This is a genomic window from Sphingomonas swuensis, from assembly GCF_039538045.1.
GTDB classification, from domain to species: Bacteria; Pseudomonadota; Alphaproteobacteria; order Sphingomonadales; family Sphingomonadaceae; genus Sphingomicrobium; species Sphingomicrobium swuense.
In genome coordinates this window covers 2,541,810-2,560,400 of sequence record NZ_BAABBQ010000001.1, presented here as the reverse complement: position 1 = coordinate 2,560,400, position 18,591 = coordinate 2,541,810, and the positions used below count along the sequence as shown (strand labels likewise).

General features: G+C 68.7%; 17 protein-coding genes. 7 read left to right on the top strand and 10 right to left on the bottom strand.

The annotated features are described in order from the left end of the window. Positions 1-137 precede the first annotated feature (137 nt). From ABD727_RS12820 to mce, 3 genes are read left to right on the top strand one after another with little or no spacing between them, the layout of a single operon-like run. Positions 138-1,664: an acyl-CoA carboxylase subunit beta gene (locus tag ABD727_RS12820; protein ID WP_344707777.1), complete on the top strand. Its 1,527-nt coding sequence runs from the start codon at positions 138-140 to the stop codon at positions 1,662-1,664. Continuing rightward, positions 1,645-1,887: a hypothetical protein gene (locus tag ABD727_RS12815; RefSeq protein WP_344707776.1), complete on the top strand. Its 243-nt coding sequence runs from the start codon at positions 1,645-1,647 to the stop codon at positions 1,885-1,887. Before ABD727_RS12820 ends, ABD727_RS12815 begins: the two co-directional genes overlap by 20 nt. Before the next feature lie 7 nt (positions 1,888-1,894). Further along, positions 1,895-2,314, top strand: coding sequence for a methylmalonyl-CoA epimerase (gene mce / locus ABD727_RS12810; protein WP_344707775.1), 420 nt, complete (start codon positions 1,895-1,897; stop codon positions 2,312-2,314). 22 nt (positions 2,315-2,336) lie between these two features. Here mce and ABD727_RS12805 read toward each other — a convergent pair whose 3' ends face one another. The 3 genes from ABD727_RS12805 to ABD727_RS12795 all read right to left on the bottom strand — a co-directional run bounded on the left by ABD727_RS12805 (position 2,337) and on the right by ABD727_RS12795 (position 4,944). Beyond that, the gene (locus ABD727_RS12805; RefSeq protein ID WP_344707774.1) at positions 2,337-3,056 is read right to left on the bottom strand and encodes a c-type cytochrome; all 720 of its coding nucleotides are present in this window, start codon (positions 3,054-3,056) and stop codon (positions 2,337-2,339) included. Positions 3,057-3,122: 66 nt separating this feature from the next. Next, positions 3,123-3,968: an NAD(+) diphosphatase gene (nudC, locus tag ABD727_RS12800; RefSeq protein ID WP_344707773.1), complete on the bottom strand. Its 846-nt coding sequence runs from the start codon at positions 3,966-3,968 to the stop codon at positions 3,123-3,125. After that, a complete protein-coding gene (locus ABD727_RS12795) occupies positions 3,958-4,944 on the bottom strand; it encodes an A/G-specific adenine glycosylase (RefSeq protein ID WP_344707772.1) in 987 nt (328 codons plus the stop codon). The genes nudC and ABD727_RS12795 overlap by 11 nt, the downstream gene beginning before the upstream one ends. Positions 4,945-4,971: 27 nt before the next feature. Here ABD727_RS12795 and ABD727_RS12790 point away from each other — a divergent pair, with 27 nt between their 5' ends. From ABD727_RS12790 to ABD727_RS12775, 4 genes are all read left to right on the top strand, one after another. Further along, positions 4,972-5,532 carry a DUF721 domain-containing protein gene (locus ABD727_RS12790; RefSeq protein WP_344707771.1) on the top strand — a complete coding sequence of 187 codons (561 nt, stop codon included), beginning with the start codon at positions 4,972-4,974 and terminating at the stop codon, positions 5,530-5,532. Continuing rightward, on the top strand, positions 5,529-6,272 hold the full coding sequence (locus tag ABD727_RS12785) for a thioredoxin domain-containing protein (protein ID WP_344707770.1): 744 nt from the start codon (positions 5,529-5,531) through the stop codon (positions 6,270-6,272). The genes ABD727_RS12790 and ABD727_RS12785 overlap by 4 nt, the downstream gene beginning before the upstream one ends. 41 nt (positions 6,273-6,313) lie before the next feature. After that, a complete protein-coding gene (locus ABD727_RS12780) occupies positions 6,314-9,718 on the top strand; it encodes a chromosome segregation SMC family protein (protein WP_344707769.1) in 3,405 nt (1,134 codons plus the stop codon). 135 nt (positions 9,719-9,853) lie between these two features. Then, on the top strand, positions 9,854-12,001 hold the full coding sequence (locus ABD727_RS12775; protein ID WP_344707768.1) for a TonB-dependent receptor: 2,148 nt from the start codon (positions 9,854-9,856) through the stop codon (positions 11,999-12,001). Between the two features lie 28 nt (positions 12,002-12,029). Here the strand turns inward: ABD727_RS12775 and ABD727_RS12770 are convergent, their stop codons facing one another. The 7 genes from ABD727_RS12770 to ABD727_RS12740 form a co-directional block, all read right to left on the bottom strand. After that, positions 12,030-13,547, bottom strand: coding sequence for a UdgX family uracil-DNA binding protein (locus ABD727_RS12770; RefSeq protein ID WP_344707767.1), 1,518 nt, complete (start codon positions 13,545-13,547; stop codon positions 12,030-12,032). Further along, positions 13,544-14,788, bottom strand: a complete 1,245-nt coding sequence (locus ABD727_RS12765) for a putative DNA modification/repair radical SAM protein (RefSeq protein ID WP_344707766.1) — start codon at positions 14,786-14,788, stop codon at positions 13,544-13,546. Before ABD727_RS12765 ends, ABD727_RS12770 begins: the two co-directional genes overlap by 4 nt. Positions 14,789-14,851: 63 nt before the next feature. Beyond that, a complete protein-coding gene (locus ABD727_RS12760; RefSeq protein ID WP_344707765.1) occupies positions 14,852-15,655 on the bottom strand; it encodes a DUF1206 domain-containing protein in 804 nt (267 codons plus the stop codon). Between the two features lie 102 nt (positions 15,656-15,757). Continuing rightward, entirely contained in the window at positions 15,758-16,153 is a 396-nt protein-coding gene (locus tag ABD727_RS12755) for a hypothetical protein (RefSeq protein WP_344707764.1), read from the bottom strand. 51 nt (positions 16,154-16,204) lie between these two features. Then, the gene (locus ABD727_RS12750) at positions 16,205-16,762 is read right to left on the bottom strand and encodes a demethoxyubiquinone hydroxylase family protein (RefSeq protein WP_344707763.1); all 558 of its coding nucleotides are present in this window, start codon (positions 16,760-16,762) and stop codon (positions 16,205-16,207) included. Beyond that, the gene (locus ABD727_RS12745; protein WP_344707762.1) at positions 16,741-17,241 is read right to left on the bottom strand and encodes a disulfide bond formation protein B; all 501 of its coding nucleotides are present in this window, start codon (positions 17,239-17,241) and stop codon (positions 16,741-16,743) included. The genes ABD727_RS12750 and ABD727_RS12745 overlap by 22 nt, the downstream gene beginning before the upstream one ends. Next, positions 17,241-18,566 carry a S41 family peptidase gene (locus ABD727_RS12740; protein ID WP_344707760.1) on the bottom strand — a complete coding sequence of 442 codons (1,326 nt, stop codon included), beginning with the start codon at positions 18,564-18,566 and terminating at the stop codon, positions 17,241-17,243. Before ABD727_RS12740 ends, ABD727_RS12745 begins: the two co-directional genes overlap by 1 nt. Between the last annotated feature and the right edge of the window lie 25 nt (positions 18,567-18,591).

Below are 18,591 nucleotides of genomic sequence, written 5' to 3'. Positions count from 1 at the left end.
ACGGGTATGAAACCGATTGCTCATGGTGCACTGCGGCAAACTAGGGGCTTTTAACCCCCAGCAGCAGACACAACCGCCCGAGTGCTCCTTTTGTTCCGCGTTGACGCAAGGCGCTTCACGTCCGAAGAGCCTGACCCATGAGCAGCACCATCGCCGAACTCGAACGCCGCCGCGCCGCAGCGCAAATGGGAGGCGGCCAACGCCGCATCGACGCCCAGCATGCCAAGGGTCGTCTGACCGCGCGCGAGCGGCTCGCCGTGCTGCTCGACGAGGGCAGCTTCGAGGAGGTCGACGCCTTCGTCGAACATAATGCGACCGAGTTCGGGATGGCCGACCAGCGCTTCCCCGGCGATGGCGTGGTGACCGGCTCGGGCACGATCAACGGCCGGCTCGTCTATGTCTTTGCGCAGGACTTCACCGTTTTCGGCGGCTCCTTGTCCGAGCGCCACGCGCAGAAGATCTGCAAGGTGATGGACGCGGCGATGAAGGTCGGGGCGCCGGTCATCGGCCTCAACGATTCGGGCGGCGCGCGAATTCAGGAAGGCGTCGCCAGCCTTGCTGGCTATGCCGAGGTGTTCCAGCGCAACGTGCTCGCCAGCGGCGTCGTGCCGCAGCTTTCCCTCATTATGGGACCGTGCGCCGGCGGCGCGGTCTATTCGCCCGCGATGACCGACTTCATCTTCATGGTGAAGGACAGCTCCTACATGTTCGTCACCGGCCCGGACGTGGTGAAGACCGTCACCAACGAGGTCGTCACCCAGGAGGAGCTTGGCGGAGCGGTCACCCATACCGCCAAGTCGGGCGTCGCCGACGTCGCCTTCGAGAACGACATCGACGCGCTCCTCGCGGCGCGTGAATTCTTCGACTTCCTGCCGCTGTCCAACCGGCTGTCGGTGCCCGAGCGGCCGACCGAAGACCCGTTCGACCGGTCCGAGGACAGCCTCGACACGCTGATCCCGCCCAGCGCTAACCAGCCTTACGACATGCACGAGCTGATCCGGAAGGTCGCCGACGAAGGCGACTTCTTCGAGCTTCAGCCCGCCCATGCCGCCAACATCATCATCGGCTTCTGCCGGATCGAGGGACGCACCGTCGGCGTCGTCGCCAATCAGCCGATGGTGCTGGCCGGCGTGCTCGACATCAACTCATCCAAGAAGGCCGCGCGCTTTGTCCGCTTCTGCGACGCCTTCGACATTCCGCTGCTGACCTTCGTCGACGTTCCCGGCTTTCTCCCCGGGGTGGGCCAAGAGCACAACGGCATCATCAAGCATGGCGCCAAGCTGCTGTTCGCTTATGCCGAGGCGACCGTCCCCAAGATCACCGTCATCACCCGCAAGGCCTATGGCGGCGCCTATGACGTCATGGCCTCCAAGCACCTGCGCGGAGACTTGAACTATGCCTGGCCGACCGCCGAGATCGCGGTGATGGGCGCCAAGGGCGCGGTCGAGATCATCTTCCGCGGCAAGACCCCGGAAGAGATCGCCGAGCGCACGCAGGAATATGAGGCGCGCTTCGCCAACCCGTTCGTGGCGGCGAGCATGGGCTTCATCGACGACGTCATCCAGCCCCGCGAAACCCGCCGGAAGGTCGCGCTTGGCTTGCGGAAGCTCAAGGACAAGAGCCTCGAGAACCCGTGGAAGAAGCATGACAACATCCCACTTTGAACTCGACAAGTGGTTGCCGCCACTGATCTTCCTTCTGTCGTCGGTCGCCTTCGCCCGCGGCGTGGTCAATGCCTTGTCAGCCCAGACGGTTCAGGAATCGGCGTTCGTCGCGGACCGGGAGCTTGAGCCGGGCAAGGCGCAGCTGCTGATCGCACTCAAGTTCGTCTGGTTGGGGCTCAGCCTTGCCGCCCTGATCGTATCGACCATTGCAGCGCTGAAGTAGGATCTCGATGAAACTCGGACGCCTGAACCATGTCGGGGTCGCCACCCCGTCGATCGAGCGTAGTCTCGACATGTACCGTACCCTCTACGGTGTCGAGCCCAGCTCGCCGCCGTTCGACCTTCCTGCCCAAGGCGTGCGGGTGTGCTTCGTCGATGCGCCCAACAGCCAGGTCGAGCTGATCGAACCGCTCGGTCCCGACAGCCCGGTCGCGAAGTTCCTCGAGAAGAACCCGCAGGGCGGACAGCATCATGTCTGCTTCGAGGTGCACGACATCGCCGAGGCGCGGGCGCATTTCGAGGGCGCCGGCGTGCGCATCCTCGGAGCCACAAGGATCGGGGCGCACGGCACGCCGATCTTCTTCCTTCATCCGAAGGACACGGGCGGAGTGCTCACCGAGTTGATGGAAAGCCCCCGCCAGGCGCATTGAGCGCCTGGGCGGGGAATTCTGCCTACTGCTTGGGCGCCGGCGTCGCGGTGGTGCCCGGCGCGGTGACCTTGGGGGCACCCTCGCCGCGGATGTTGGCGATTCCGCCCTTCTGCGCGTCCTGCTCGGTCAGCACCGGCTCGTTCTCGGCCTTCTGCGCGCCGGCATCGTCGGCCTCGGAGGCGGCCTTGTCGCCGGCAGCGCCCGGGGTCGAGGCGACGGGCGCGGCCGGAAGCGGCATCGGCGCGTCGCTCTTGCTGTTGAGATAGGCCATGACATTGGCCCGGTCCTCGGGGTTGCTGAGGCCCGCGAAGGTCATCTTGGTGCCCGGCGCATACTTCTTCGGATTGGCGAGCCACTCGCTCATGCTCTTCCAGTCCCACACGCCCGGAACTCCCTTCAGGGCATCCGAATAAGCGAAGCCCGGGACGTGGCCGTGCGGCTTGCCGAAGGCGCCGTAGAGGTTCGGGCCTAGCGCGTTCGCTCCGCCCTTCTCGGCATTGTGGCAGGCCTGGCACTTCTTGAACACGTCCGCGCCCTTGGCCGCGTCGGCGCTGGCGAGATAGAATTCGATCGGCTGCTCGGCCTCGCCGCTGCCGCCTTCCTCGACCACGCCCTCGATCGGATAGCCCATCTTCTCCGGACGCTCGCCGTGGAAGTAGGTGCCGGCGACCAGGCTGCTGCCCAGCGCGACGATTCCGGCGAACAGCACCCAGCCGGCGACCGTGTTGTTATTGTCCTGCATGATGGTTCTAGCGCGTCCGATGGATGAGAAAATGCCCGCGCTCTTTAAGCGGGCCCCTTGAGTTCTTCAAGCGGCCAACCAGTGGGCAAGCAGGCTGTGCGCGATGGCAAAAGGAGGCGGCGCGACGAAGGCCGGGTCGATCTCGCCCGCCATCGCCGCGGCGACCTCGGCGCGGGTAAACCAGCGCGCATCCTCGAGCTCGGTCGTGTCGATCGTCAGCGCGTCGTCTCGCGCCTTCGCGGTGCAGGCGATCATCAGCGACGAAGGAAAGGGCCACGGCTGGCTCGCGACATAGCGGACGTCGTCGACGCGCACCCCCGCCTCCTCGAACAGCTCCCGCGCGACGGCATCCTCGAGCGCTTCGCCGACCTCGACGAAACCCGCCAGAGCCGAATAGCGCTGCGGTGGAAAGCGCGGCTGCCGGCCGAGCAGCACTCGCCCGTCATGCTCGGCAAGCATGATCACCACCGGATCGACCCGCGGAAAATGCTCCGCCTGGCAGGCGCCGCAGCGCCGCGACCAACCGCCGCGGACGATCTCGCTCGAACTGCCGCAGTTGGCGCAGAAGCGGTGCCGCCGGTGCCAGCTCGAAAGGCTGGTCGCGGCGGCGAAGACCGGCGCGTCGGCCGCCGTCAGGTGGGCCAGCGCGCCGAACTGCGCGCGAAGGTCGCCGCCTTCGGCACCCACTGGCGAGAAGCAGGGCGTGTCGCCGTCGATCCCGAGGAATAGCGCCGGGTCGCGAAGCGGTCCCCAGCGCAGCGCTCCGTCGGGGTCGAGCGCCGGAAGGCCATGCTCCCAGATGAGCTCCCTCGCGCCCGTCGCTTCGGCGAGCTCCGCAAGGCGCTCGGGCGCGCCCCGCAGCTGATCGGCACGGTCGAGCCCGGGCCCGGCGAAGAAGATGTCAGGCGGCAAGTCGCGGCTCCCGTTCGGCGGTCAGCGCGGCCTTGATCGCCCGCGCATAGAGGGTCGGGAGGCCGGCGTCGGCGATCCCTTGCAGTGGTTGCCACCAGCCCTCGCCGTCGGGCGGTTCGGCTGCGGGCACGACCAGAAGATCGAGCGTGAAATGAGTGAAGCCGTGGCGGTGGATGGCGATCGCGTTGGCCGAGGGCCGCTCATCCTGCCACTCGGGCCCGGGCAGCGCGGCCATTCCGCCGAGCAAGCCCTGCTGTGCGCGGCGGACGAGCCAGACGTGATCATCCTTCCGCACCCACCAGGCGATTCCGAAGCGGTGCGGGCGGGCCTTGCGAACCTTGGGCGCGGGAAAGGCCTCGGGGGTGCCGCTCGCCGCGGCTTGGCAGTGCTTCCAAAGCGGGCACGCGGGGCAGGCGGGCGCCCTTGGCCGACAGAGGGTCGCGCCGAGATCCATCAGCGCCTGCGCCACGTCGCCGTTGCGTGCCCCCGGGAAGAAGGCCCTGGCCGCCGCCGGCACTGCGCTCCGCTCCGTGAGGCCGTAGAAGCGGGCGATCACCCGCTCGACATTGGTGTCGATCGGTACCGCCGGCTGGCCGAAGGCGATCGCCGCGACCGCCGCCGCGGTGTAGGCGCCAAGCCCCGGAAGTGCGCGGAGACCAGCCTCCGTGACGGGAAAGCCGCCGTCTGCGGCGACCTTGCGGGCACAGGCGATGAGATTGCGCGCCCGTGCATAATAGCCGAGCCCGGCCCACTCGCCGAGGATCTCCTCGTCGCTCGCCGCCGCCAGCGCCTCGACCGTCGGCCACCGTTCGACGAAGCGAAGGAAGCGCGGAGTGACGGTGGCGACGGTGGTCTGCTGGAGCATGACTTCGCTCAGCCACACCCTGTAGGGGTCCGGCGAATCGCTCCGCCAGGGAAGGTCGCGGCGAGCGGAATCATAATGGTCGAGCAGCAGCGCGGCTGCGGTGGCGTCCATGCGCCGCCTATGGCATGGCAGGCGAACATGTCGAAGAAAAAGCCCGAACCAGCCGACGCGCCCCGCCAGAACCGCGCCCGCGCGGCGGGCGAACTGGCGCTCGACATCGGCGGGCTCGCCTTCAAGCGCTTCGGCTTCATCCAGGGCGCAGTGGTCTCGCGCTGGCAGGAGATCGTCGGCGAGCGTTACGCCAGGGTCTCCACCCCCGAATCGATCCGCTTTCCGGCCGGCAAGAAGGGCGGCGGGACCCTGACCCTCGCGGTCGAGGGAGCCCACGCGCCTTTGCTCCAGCATCTCGGGCCGATGATCATCGAGCGGGTCAATCGCTTCTTCGGCTATGCCGCGGTCGAGAAGGTCGTCTTCCGCCACGGCGCCGCGCTCCGGCCCGCGCCGCGACCACCACGCCCGCAGCCCGCGCCAGTCCCGCGCGAGCTCGGCGACGGCCTGCGCGAGATTGCCGATCCCGAACTGCGGACCGTGCTCGAGAACATGGCCGGCGCGATCGCCGCCAATGCCGGGCCGCCGCGGATCGTCGCCGCCCCATTCAAGCTCAAACCATCGCCCAAACGGAGTGACCAGGACCTATGAACAAGTTGATGTTGGGATTGGCTGTCAGCGCGCTCGCGCTCGGTGCTTCGGCCTGCAAGCAGGAGCCGACTGCCCAGAACGACAATCCCGCCGCCGCGCCGGTGCAGGCACCCAACGGCGACTGGACCAAGCTCGTCACCCAGACCACCGAGGGCGGGATGCTGATGGGCAATCCGCAGGCCAAGGTGAAGGTGGTCGAGTTCGCCTCGATGACCTGCTCGCACTGCGCCGACTTCTCGCGCGAGGGTGAGCCCAGCCTCGTCGAGCAATATGTGAAGAACGGCAATGTCAGCTTCGAATTCCGCAACTATGTGCGTGACCCGCTCGACATGACGGCGTCGCTGATCACCCGCTGCGCCGGCGCCACCCCGCAGTTCTTCACGCTGACGAACGCGCTTTTCGCCGACCAGAAGACCGTCTTCGAGAAGCTCCAGTCGGCGCCGCAGGATCGCCTGCAGGCGCTCCAGACTCTCCCGCCCGGGCAGCAGTTCCAGCAGATGGCGCAGCTCAGCGGGCTTCAGGAATGGGCCGCTCAGCGGGGCCTGCCGTCCGGCAAGACCAGCCAGTGCCTCGCCAACCAGGCCGAGATCGACCGGCTGGTGCAGATGCTGAGCGATGCCAGCACGCAATATGACATTCCCGGCACTCCGACCTTCCTTGTCAACGGCGACGTGGTCGACATCAAGGTGGGAACGCCGACCTGGCAGCAGCTCGAAGCCGGCATCAAGAAGGCGCTCTGATCCCCAGGGCGCCGTCCACACCCGGGGGGAGTGACCAGACGGTGCGGTTTCGCCGCCTCAAGCTGACCGGCTTCAAGAGCTTCGTCGAACCGGCCGATCTTCGGATCGAGCCGGGGCTGACGGGCGTCGTTGGGCCCAATGGCTGCGGCAAGTCGAACCTGCTCGAGGCGCTCCGCTGGGTGATGGGCGAGGGCAGTCCCAAGTCGCTTCGCGGCGGCGGGATGGAGGACGTGATCTTCGCCGGCACCGCGCAGCGCCCGCCGCGCGATTTCGCCGAGGTCTCGCTCTTGGTCGAAAGCTCGGCTGACGGCGAGAGCGAGGTCACCCGCCGGATCGAGCGCGGCGCCGGTTCTGCCTACCGGATCGACGGCCGCGACGTTCGCCAGAAGGACGTCGCCCTGCTGTTCGCCGACGCGGCGACCGGCGCCCACTCTCCCGCTCTGGTCAGCCAGAACCGGATCGGCGCGCTCATCTCGGCCAAGCCCGCAGAGCGAAGGGCGATGCTCGAGGAAGCGGCCGGGATTGCCGGCCTCCACGTCCGCCGCAAGGATGCCGAGCAGAAGCTCCGCGCGACCGAGACCAACCTCCAGCGGCTCGACGAATTGCTCGGCGACCAGGAAATCCGCGCCGCCGCGCTCCGTCGCCAGGCCCGCGCCGCGGAGCGCTATCGGGCGCTGACCGACCGGATCCGGTTGAGCGAGGGCCGGCTGATCTACCGCCGCTGGGCCGAGGCCGATGCCGCCGCCCGCGAGGCCGGGGTCGAAGCCGATCGCGCCGCTCGCGAAGTGGAGGCGCTGACCGCCGGACTCGGGCGCGCCCAGGCCGCGCAGCAGGTCGCCGCCGGGCTGGTCGCGGAGCGGCGGCAGGCGGCGACCCGCGCCCGCGAGGAAGGGCAGGAGCTCGCCCACAAGCTCGCCACCACCCGCGCCGCGCTCGACACCGCCCGCCACCGTCTGGTCGAGCTCGAGCGCAGCGCCGGGCAGCTCGACGCCGAGCGCACGCGCGAGCAGGCGCTGTCCGCCGACGCGACCCAGGCGATGGCCGCCCTCGCTGCCGAACAAGAGGCCATCGCGGCGCGACTTGCCGACTCTACCGATCACCAGGCGCGACTGACCGACCAGTTGCGCGGCGCCGAGGAACAGGCTCGGGCGGCCGAGGCGGCGCTCGCCGGTCTCCTGACCCGCGAAGCCGCACTCCGCGCCGAGCGGCAGGTCGCGCTCGCCGCGCTCAATGCGGCGCGCAGCCATGCGGCACGGCTCGCCGACGAGGCTCGCCGGCTCGAGGACCAGCTGGGCCGCCTCGGCGACGGTGCCGACCACTCCGCCCGCCGTGACCAGGCCGCGGCGCGCGCGGCCGAGGCTTCCGCCAAGGCGGCCAGCGCCGAGCAGGCGATCGCCGCCGCCGAGCAGGAGCGCGGGAAGGCCGCCGAGGCACGCAACCTTGCCGAGGCCGCGCTCGCCGAAGCCCGCGCCGCCCATGCCGCTGCGACCAGCGAGGCCGAGGCGCTTCGCCGTGCGCTCAGCCAAGGCAAGGGCTCGGGCGTCCTTGCCAGCATCACGGTCGCGTCGGGCTACGAGAAGGCCTTGGCCGCCGCGCTCGGCGACGATCTCGGCGCCCCGGTCGGAAGCGCGGGCGAGCGCGGCTGGGCGGGGGTCGAGCCCTCGCCCTACGATCCCCCGCTGGCCGACGGTCTTGTCCCCCTCGCAACCCTGGTCACCGCGCCACCCGAGCTTGCCCGCCGCCTCGCCCAGGTCGGGGTCGCCGACGCCGACGACGGACAGCCGCTCGCCGCGGGGCAGCGGCTGGTGACCCGCGACGGCCGGCTTCGCCGCTGGGACGGATTCGTCAGCAGCGGAAGCGGCGCCGCCGCGGCCGAGCGGCTCGAGCGCGCCAATCGCCTCGCCGCGCTCGACGACAGGCTCCCTGAACTTCGTGGGCGATTCGATGCGGCCACCCGCGAGCGCGAGGAGGCGCTTGCCAGGGTGACCGCCGTCGCCACGGCCGCCGACCGGGCCCGGGCCGAGCTGCTCGCCGCGGAAAACACCGCTCGCCAGGCCCGCCGCGACGAGGACGCCGCCGCCGCCGCGCTCGAGCGGCACGAGGAACAGCGTGCTTCACTTCGCCAGCGCCGCGAGGAGCTCGCCCCCGTGCTCGACGCCTCGGCGAACTCGGTCGCGCAGGCCGAGGCGGTGCTTGCCGCGCTGCCCGCGCAGGACGCGCTTGCCGGCGAACTCGCCGACGCCCGCGCGATTGCCGCCGAGCGCGGTCGCTCGGTCGCCGATCACCGCGCCGAACTCGCAACTGCCGCGCGCTCCGCTGCCAGCGATCGTGACCGCCAGCTTGCCGCTGCCCGCGAGCAGTCGGCGTGGGACGAGCGCTCCCGCACGGCGATGCAGCGGATCGCCGGCGCTGAGCGCCGCGCCGAGGAGCTGGCAAGCGAGGCCACGGCGCTCGCGGGCGAACCCGAGCGGCTCGCCGCACAGGTCGCCGCCCACGAGCAGGAGCTGCAGGGTTCGAGCGCGGCGATCGGCGCGGCGCTTGCCGCCGAGCGCGAGGCCGAGGCCGCGCTCGCCGACGTCGGCAAGGCGCTCGCCCAGGCCAACGAGGCGATGGCTCTGGCTCGTGAGCGGCGCGCCGCCGCGGCAACCCGGGCCGAGGCGCAGGCCCTGCGGCGGATCGAATATGGCCGGGTCTGCGGCGAGAAGTTCGAATGCCCCCCGCCGCTGCTTCCCGGAAAGCTAGGCTTCGCGCCCGACGACCTCGCCGACTCGGTCGAGGAAAGCCAGTCGCTCGAACGCCTGACCGCCGAGCGCGAGCGGATCGGGCCGGTCAACCTCGTCGCCGAGCAGGAGCTCGCCGAGCTCGATGAGGCCCGCACCCAGGGCGCCGCCGAGCGCGATGAGCTGACCCAGGCGATTCATCGCCTGCGCGGCTCGATCGGAAGCCTCAATCGCGAGGGCCGGCTCCGCCTGCTCGACGCCTTCGAGCAGGTCGACCGCCACTTCCGGAGCCTTTTCACCACCCTGTTCGACGGCGGCCAGGCGCACCTCGCGCTGATCGACAGCGACGATCCGCTCGAGGCGGGTCTCGAGATCATGGCGCAGCCGCCCGGTAAGCGGCTCAGCGCCCTGTCGCTCCTCTCGGGCGGCGAGCAGGCGCTGACCGCGGTCGCGCTCATCTTCGCGCTGTTCCTGACCAAGCCTTCGCCGATCTGCGTGCTCGACGAAGTCGACGCCCCGCTCGACGACGCCAACGTGGAGCGCTTCTGCGACCTCCTTGTGCGGATGACCGCCGAAACCGACACCCGCTACCTCATCGTCACCCACAATGCGGTGACCATGAGCCGGATGCATCGCCTCTATGGTGTGACGATGGTCGAAAAGGGCGTCAGCCGGATCGTCTCGGTCGACCTCGGCGGCGCCGAGGAGCTGCTCGCAGCCGAGTAGATCATCGATTCATTCGATTGAACAAGGCTGGCTGATGAACCTTTCCATCAGTCAGCGACCTCTTCTTGCGAATAACTCGCATTAGCTTTAGCAGGATCGGACCGAAACGATCCTGACTCGAAGGGGCTTTCTGCCTTGCGTACCGTTGCTCGCGCCCTTGCTGGCGCCACCCTCCTCGTTGTGCCCGCTTCCTCGGTCCTCGCCGCGGAAGTCGTCGCAATCGGCACCGCGACCACCGCCGAGGAGCAGGCCGCGCAAGTGGTCACCGTCACCGGCAAGCGCGACGAATATGGGGTGAAATCGACCGTCACCGGTACCAGGACCAACACGCTGGTGCGCGACATTCCGCAGGCGATCTCGGTCGTGTCGGAAGCGCAGATCGAGGACCAGTCGCTGCGCTCGGTCGCCGACCTCCTGCTGTTCGTCCCCGGCGCGACCCCGGGCACCGGCGAGGCCAATCGCGACCAGCTGACTCTGCGCGGCAACAACACCACCGCCGACTTCTTCGTCGACGGGATCCGCGACGACGCGCAATATTTCCGCGACTTCTACAATCTCGACCGTGTCGAGGTGCTCAAGGGCCCCAATGCGATGATCTTCGGCCGTGGGGGCGGCGGCGGGATCATCAACCGCGTCACCAAGCGCGCCGGCGTCAAGGACAGCCAGCAATTCATCCTCAGCCATGACAGCGAGGGCGGTACGCGCCTCACCGCCGACGACAGCCTGCGCCTCACCGGCGCGCTCGGGCTCCGGGTCAACGGTGTCTACGAGAAGGGCGACAGCTTCCGCCGCGACGTCGACCTCAAGCGCTACGGCATCAACCCGACGATCGGCTGGCAGCCCGGCGCCGACACACGGGTCGACCTGTCCTACGAATATTTCCACGACCGCCGGACCACCGACCGCGGCGTGCCCTCGCTGAACGGGCGCCCGATCAAGGGCTACGACCGCGACTTCTTCGGCGATCCGTCGAACAGCGTCTCCGACGCCGACGTCCAGATCGCCACGCTCGCGGTCGAGCAGAAGTTCGGCGAAGCGCTGCTGCTCCGCCACCGCACCCAGTTGGCCGACTACGACAAGTACTATGTCAACGTCTTCCCGAGCTCGAACGCGAATAGCGGAACGGTCGCGATCGGCGCCTACAACAGCCGCAACGATCGCCGGAACCTCATCAGCCAGACCGACCTCGTGTGGGACGGCCGCATCGCAGGGATCGACCAGACTTGGCTCGTCGGGGTCGAGCTCGGCCGCCAGAAGAGCCGTAACCAGCGGCTGAGCGGGCGCTTCCTCAATGACCTCGGCGCGGTCGACGCAAGCCTCGGCCGGGTCAGCCTGGCCGACACGACGGTCGAGCGCCGGATCGACTTCTTCCGCTCGGCCACCGACGCCGACAACCGGACCCGTGCCACCGTCGCCGCCGGCTATGTCCAGACCCAGCTTCGTCCTGCCGACTGGATCGAGCTGGTCGCCGGCCTGCGCTACGATCGCTTCAAGCTGCGCGTCACCGACGAGAGGACCACCGTTCCGACCTTTGGCCGCACCGACCGCCTGGTCTCCCCGCGGGTCGGGCTCGTCCTCAAGCCGCGCCGCGACCTGTCGCTCTACACCAGCTTCTCGCGCTCGTTCCTGCCGCAGTCGGGTGACCAGTTCTCGGGCCTGACGCAGACAAGCGAGGCGCTGAAGCCCGAGCGGTTCGACAATATGGAGGTCGGCGCCAAGTGGGAGCTGCTCGATGGCCTCCTCGCCACCGCCGCGCTCTACCAGCTCGACCGCAGCAATACCCAGTCGCCCAACCCTGTCGTCGGGCTTCCGCCGCTGCTGACCGGCGCGACCCGCACCCGCGGGCTCGAGCTCGGCCTCGAGCGGAGCATCGCCTCGCGCCTCCAGGTCTCGGCCGGCTATGCGCTGCAGGACAGCGAGATCCTCCGCACCACCGCCTCGGCGCCCGCCGGGCGCAAGGTTCCCCTGGTGCCGCGACACAGCTTCTCGCTCTGGTCCAAGTATCAGTTCAGCAAGCCGCTCGCCGCCGGCCTCGGCCTGCTCGCCCGCTCGAAGAGCACCGCTTCGCTCGGCGGCACCGGCGCGGTTAGCACCGCGACCGTGCTACCCGGCTACGCCCGCATCGACGGCGCGCTTTTCTACAAGCTCGCCCCCGGCATTGAGGCGCAGCTCAACGTCGAGAACCTCACCAACCGCGACTATTTCCCGACCGCGCACAACGACAACAACATCGCTCCCGGCGCTCCGCGCACAGCGCGGCTGAGCCTCAAGGCGGAGTTCTGATCGCTCCTCCCCCGCGGAGGAGCGGCGGCTAGCCCGCCAGTTCCTCGCTCCGCGCCCGGATCCGTTGCAGATCCTCGACGAAGCGTGCGCGCTCCTCCTGCCGGCGATCCTCTTCGGGAATGCGGAGCAGGAAGCTCGGGTGCACCGTCACCCAGCATTCGCTGCCATCGGCCAGCAGCAGGGGTGCGTCGCGCACCTTGCTGATGGTCACCGTCTTGCCGGTCAGCGAGCGGGCAGCGGTGGCTCCGAGCGCGACGGTCAGCGGCGGCCGGATCAGCGCGCGCTCCTGCTCCTGCCACCATTTGCAGGCGTCGATCTCGGCGGTGTCGGGGCGCGCATGGATGCGCTTCTTGCCGCGCAGCACGAACTTGAAATGCTTGACCGCATTGGTGACGTAGGTGGTCGAGCGGTCGATCCCCGCCTTCTCCAGTGCCGCGTCGAACAATTGCCCGGCCGGGCCCACGAACGGCCGTCCGGCGAGATCCTCCTGATCGCCCGGCTGCTCTCCAACGAAGAAGATGCGCGGGTCGAGCGGGCCCTCGCCGAACACCGTCTGGGTGCCGCAGCGGAACAGGTCGCAGCGGGTGCAGTGCATCGCCTCCTCGCGCAGCGCGGCCCAGGCCGCTTCGAGGTTGCCACCGGGTCGCGGGGCCGCCTGTGCGCGTTCGATCATCTCCAGCTCCCGTGCCCGAGCGCCCGCGATCAGCGGCGCGACCAGCGCCGTCTCGGGCATGTTCTTCCAATATTTCTTGGGCATCTCCTTGAGCATCGCCTTCACCTTGAGGCGCGCCGGGTTGAAGATGCTCGAATAATAGGTCCGCCACATGTCCTCGAGCGGATCGCCGTCGGGCGCCTGCGAGCGGTTGGCGCCGGGTCCCTCGCTCAGGATCTCGCTCGCCGGATCCCAGTGGATCGACAGCTCGGGCGTGAGGATCGACCAGCGCATGGTGGCGAAGCGGCGGACGAAGAAGCCCGCCTCGCGCCGGACGATATGATGGTCGGGCTCGAAGAAGGCGACGAAGCGCGTGGTGCCATCCTCCGCCACCTCGCGGAAGCGGACGAAGGCGTGCATCTTGTGCGCGTCACGCCGCACTTCCTTGGCGAGCTTCTCGAGCCGGTCGACAAGAGGGTCGGCGCGATCCTCAAGCGCCCGGCGATTGGCCTTCAATTTCCACAGCAGGGTGTAGAGCAGGGCAAAGCGCTGCGGCTCCGAATGGCAGATCGCCGCCTTGGCCATGTCGATGAACGGCTTGGGCACCGAGAACATCGGCTGGCCCGAAGAAGGCGGCGCCGCGCCCTCGCTTCCGAACAGCTCGCCGTCCTCGCCAGCGACCTGCCAAACCACGCCCATGGGCGGCACGCCGGCCATGACCAGCTCGCGCGCCGCCTCGCGCCAGCCGTCGAAATCGTCGGGCTGGTCGAGGGTGATCTTGAGCGGGTCGATCTGCGGCCCGTCGGGCAGCAGCACGCCCGCACTGCCGCTCACTCCGTGGCGCCGGTCGAACAGGTCGGCGGGATTGCCGCACCGCCCGTTGGCGTCGCTCATGCGGCGAACAGCTCCATCTGGCTCTTCTCGGGCTTGATCCAGCGCTTGAGGTCGGCCTTGTCGGTCAGCAGCGTCGGGCGCCAGTCGCTGGTCACGATGAAAGGCCGGATCTTGGCGACGCTCACCGTCAGCCGAGCCACGTCGTCGAGGGTGAACGTGCGGAAGCGACGCGAGCTCAGGATTCGCGACACGGCCTTGGTCCCGAGCCCTGGCACCCGCAGCAACTGCTCCTTCGTCGCCTTGTTGACGTCGACCGGGAAGTATTCGCGAAACTTGAGTGCCCAGGCGAGCTTGGGGTCGATGTCGAGCGGCAGCATTCCGTCATCGCCCGCCGCGCTCACCACCTCATCGGGCTTGAACCCATAGAAGCGCATCAGCCAGTCGGACTGGTAGAGGCGGTGCTCCCGCATCAGGGGCGGACGTTGCAAGGGCAGCACCGCACTCGCATCGGGGATCGGCGAGAAGGCCGAATAATAGACCCGGCGAAGGCTGAAGCGGTCGTAGAGCGTGCTCGCCTTGGCGACGATGTCGCTGTCGGTCGCCGCGTCCGCCCCGACGATCATCTGGGTCGACTGCCCGGCCGGCGCGAAGCTCGGCGCCGACTTGTACTTCTTCTTGGCGTCGCGCCCGTCCTCGATCGCGCCCTTCATGCCGGCCATCGCGCCCTCGATCTGGCCGACGCTCTTCTCGGGGGCGAGCCGCTTCAGCCCGGGCGCGGTCGGAAGCTCGACGTTGATCGACACGCGGTCCGCGTAGAGCCCGGCCTTCTGCACCAGCTCGGGATCGGCATCGGGGATGGTCTTGAGGTGGATGTAGCCACGGAAGTCATGGTCCTCGCGAAGGCTGCGCGCGACCTCGACCAATTGCTCCATCGTGTAGTTGGACGAAGCGATGATCCCCGAGGAGAGGAACAGTCCCTCGATATAGTTGCGCTTGTAGAAGGCGAGGGTGAGGTTCACCACTTCCTGCGCCGTGAACCGCGCCCGCCGCACGTTCGAGCTCTTGCGGTTGATGCAATAATGGCAATCGAAGATGCAGCTGTTGGTCAGCAGGATCTTGAGCAGGCTGATGCAGCGACCGTCGGGCGCATAGGCGTGGCAGATCCCCATGCCTTCGGTCGAGCCGATGCCCTTTCCGCCGACGCTGTTGCGCTTGGAGGTGCCCGACGACGCGCAACTCGCATCATATTTCGCCGCGTCCGCGAGGATCCCAAGCTTCTCGCGAGTGTCGAGCTGCGCCATTCGTTCGTTATATGTTCACGGCGTCGTCGAGGCAAGCTTTTCCGCTTATTTCCGGCATTTAGCTCAGATCGGAAGCTTGGAGCGAGCCTTTGCGGCCATGCCGTCGACGGGCACGTCCTGGAGCACCCGATAGCGTGCCTCGATCAGGCTGTAGACCCCGAACAGGAGCAGCCCGATGGCGACCAGCACGTCCCACGGCGAAGTCAGCCAGGCCAGCGCCTCGGCCATTCCGCCCGCCTCGCTCGCGCGTTCCTTGAAGCCGGCGGCGACGAGGAAGGTGCCGCTGATCAGGAACACCAGCCCGCGCGCGGCATAGCCGGCCTGGCCGCTCCACCGCGCCCACGGCTGGCTTGCGACCTGCGGCTCGAGATGCTGGAGGAACTTCGCCTTATAGGCATTGACGAGCTGCGCCACGCCGACGCCAAGAAGCACCAGTCCGGCGAGCTCCAGCGCCAGTTCGCCGCCGGGAAGCTGGAGCGCGGTTTGCGCGCCTTCCTGGGTGCCGCTGCCGCTCGACTGGCCCGAGCCCTTGAGCAGCTTTACCGCCTGCCAGGCGAGGAACAGGTGGACGATCCCGCTCGCTCCCGCGCCGAGCCGCTCGACCAGTCCCTTGCGGCCCGATTCATGACGCTCGATGTTGAATGCCGCATCGCTCAGCCGCCACAGGCCGTAGGCGAGGAAGCCGGCGATGATGAGGTAGAGGAGAGTGCGCCCGCCGCCCTCGGCCACCACCGACAGGGCGCCCGCGGGATCCTCGGTTCGCCCGGTCCGCAGGATCAGCAGCCCAATAACCAGATAGAGCAGTCCGCGCGCAGCGAAACCGAGGCGAGTCAGCAAGGTTAGGGTTCGGCTCGGGTCGGCTGTCATGATCATGCTCCTGTCAGCCGCGCCAACTCACCTGCGCCGCCTCCGTTCCGTCGCCGCAACGGTCACGACGGAGAAGCGGTCAGCGACGCGGTCGGAAGATGATCATTCGGGCGGAGTGTCGCCCGCGTCCTGTTCGGCCCGCTCGGCGACGCCTTGCTGAATTTCCTTCAGCGCGCAGCCGTCGACCCCGCCGGGACCCACGCCCGAGCAGGTGCCCGGCCCGGTCGAACCGACCGTCGCGAGCGCCTTGGAGCGCGCGGCCCAGCTCTGGCTGAGCTGCGGCGGGCCCGAGGGGCGAAGCGCCTCGGGAAGGCGATAGCGCTCCTTCTCGCTGCGGCGGGCGCAGACCACGACATCGTCGTCGGTCGAGCGCGGGCAGGGGTCATTGCCGTAGACGATGATCTCGCGGGTCCGGGCGGGAGCGGTCTGCGCATCGGCCGGAAGGGCCAGCGCGCCGGCTCCGGCAGCGGTCAGGGCGATCAGCAAACGGGCCTTCATCATGCATTCCTTTCAGTGGCTTCAGCGCACGGGACGGGCCCGCGTTCCAGCTCAGATCTTCTTGGAGGCGGCGATCGCGACCTTGCAGATGGTGCGGATGGCCGCGCTCAGCACCGGATAGCCGGCGGCTTCTAGCGCGCCATGCTCGCGAGCGGTGTCGCGATGTTCGAGCTCCTCCGCCTGGAACTGGCGGATGTCGCCGGACAGCTCGGCGTCCGAATCGCCGAGTTCGACCAGCTGCTCCTCGTAATGCTTGTCGATCTCGGTCTCGACTGCCTCGGTGCAGGCCATCGCGGCCTTTTCACTGATCAGCGCGGTGACCGCCCCGAGCGCGAAGCCGCCGACGTGCCACAAGGGCTTGAGCAGGGTCGGGCGCACCTTGCGCTCGGTCAGCAGCTGGTTGAAGCGGGCGAGGTGCCGCTCCTCCTGCGCCGCCATGTGCGCGACGAGATGCGCCGCGCGCGAGGAGCCGCGGAGCACCGCAAGCTGCCCGGCATAGATTCGGGTCGCGCCATACTCGCCGGCGTGGTCGACCCGGATCATCGAGGCGAGGTCCGAGCGCCGGTCGCCCGGCTTCCAGCTCCTGCTCAGCGTCGGTTCGTCAGCCATAGGATCGCTCCAGCGGAGGAAAGGGAGATGATCGCGTTCCACGCCGCAAGCGACAGGCCGAGGAAGCTCCACTGGACCTGGTCGCAGCGCACCACGGGCGTGTTGAGGATGGAGTTGAGAAGCTCGGCGGTGCTTCCACCCTGGACCATCGACGAACAGGCGGTGAGACCTTCCCACCAGCGCGCCTCGACCCCGGCGTGGAACAGGCCGATCGCGCCCGACACCGCGATCGCGATGGCGGCAAGGATGGTCAGCAACCGCGCCCTGGCGGGCAGGAAGAAGGACAATCCGCCGAGCGCCAGCGCAACCCAGTGCGGATAGCGCTGCCAGTAGCACATCTCGCAGGGGTTCAATCCGCCGAGATGCTGGGAGCCGAGCGCCCCGGCGAGCAGTGCGCCCGGGACCAGGATCGCAAGCCACTGTCCAAGTCGCGCCGGACCGGAAGCTACCCCGGTAAGCGAACCACTGCGCGCGTCCATCAGCCGGCCCGCGAGGTGCCCGCCGGACCCGTCGCGAGCCGCCGCAGCGTCTTCACCGCATAGTCGAGCTGGAAGTCCTTGATGCCCTTCTTCTCGAGCTCGGCGGCGCTTGCCGAGAAGCGCGGATCGACGTTCGCGTCCTTCTCCAGCAGCTTGTCGTCGACCTTGTTCTGGCTGATGAGGTGGCGGCGGAGGTCCGCCTCGCGCACCGTCGGCCGGTCCTTGTAGTCGGGGTCGCTGAGCTGCGGAACGAGGATGTCCGGCTCGATCCCGCCCGCCTGCACCGAGCGGCCCGACGGCGTGTAGTAGCGCGCGGTAGTCAGACGCAGCGCGCTTGCCTGGTCGAGCTGGATCACCGTCTGCACCGAACCCTTGCCGAAGCTGCGCTCGCCCATGACGAGCGCGCGGCGATGGTCCTGGAGCGCGCCGGCGACGATCTCGGCCGCGCTCGCCGATCCGGCGTCGACCAGCACGATCAGCGGCTTGCCCGCGGTGAGGTCGCCCGGACGGGCATAGAAGCGCTCGATGTCGTCGCGCGCCCGGCCGCGCTCGGAAACGATCTCTCCACGCTCGAGGAAGGCGTCGCTGACCGACACTGCCTCGTCGAGGAGGCCGCCCGGATTGCTGCGCAGGTCGACGATATAGCCGATCGGCTTGGCCGAGCCCGCGGCCTTGTCCATCGCGGTCAAGGCGGCGGCGACCTGCTCCCCGACATTGGCCGAGAACTGGTTGATGTTGAGGACCCCGACTCCGTCCTTCAGTTCCCACTTGACCGGGCGAAGCTCGATCCGCTCGCGGCGCAGCGTGACGTCGAACGGCTTGTCGCGGCCCGGACGGACGATCGTCAGCTTGATCGCCGAGCCCGGAGGCCCGCGCATCTTCTCGACCGAGGCGTCGAGGTCGAGCCCGTAGAGCAGCTCGCCGTCGAGGTGAGTGATATAGTCGCCCGACTTGATCCCCGCGCGATCCGCCGGCGTGTCCTCGGTCGGGCTGATCACCTTGACCGTCCCGTCCTCCTGCGTGACCGACAGGCCAAGCCCGCCGTAATTGCCGTCGGTGGTGGTCTTGAGCTGGGCGAAGTCCGACGCCTCGACGTAGGAGCTGTGCGGATCGAGGCTGGCGAGCATGCCGTCGATGGCGCCCTTGATCAGCGTGTGGTCGTCGACGGTGTCGACATAGTTGGCGCGCACCCGCTCGAACACGCCCATGAACGTCTCGAGTTCCTTGTAGGTGTCGGTGTCCGCGGCGGCGACCGTCGCGGTGGTGAGCGGAACCAGCGCGAGAGCGCCGACGAGAGCCAGGGGCGGAAGCAGCTTGCGGATCATGACACTCACTCTAGCCGGTTAGACC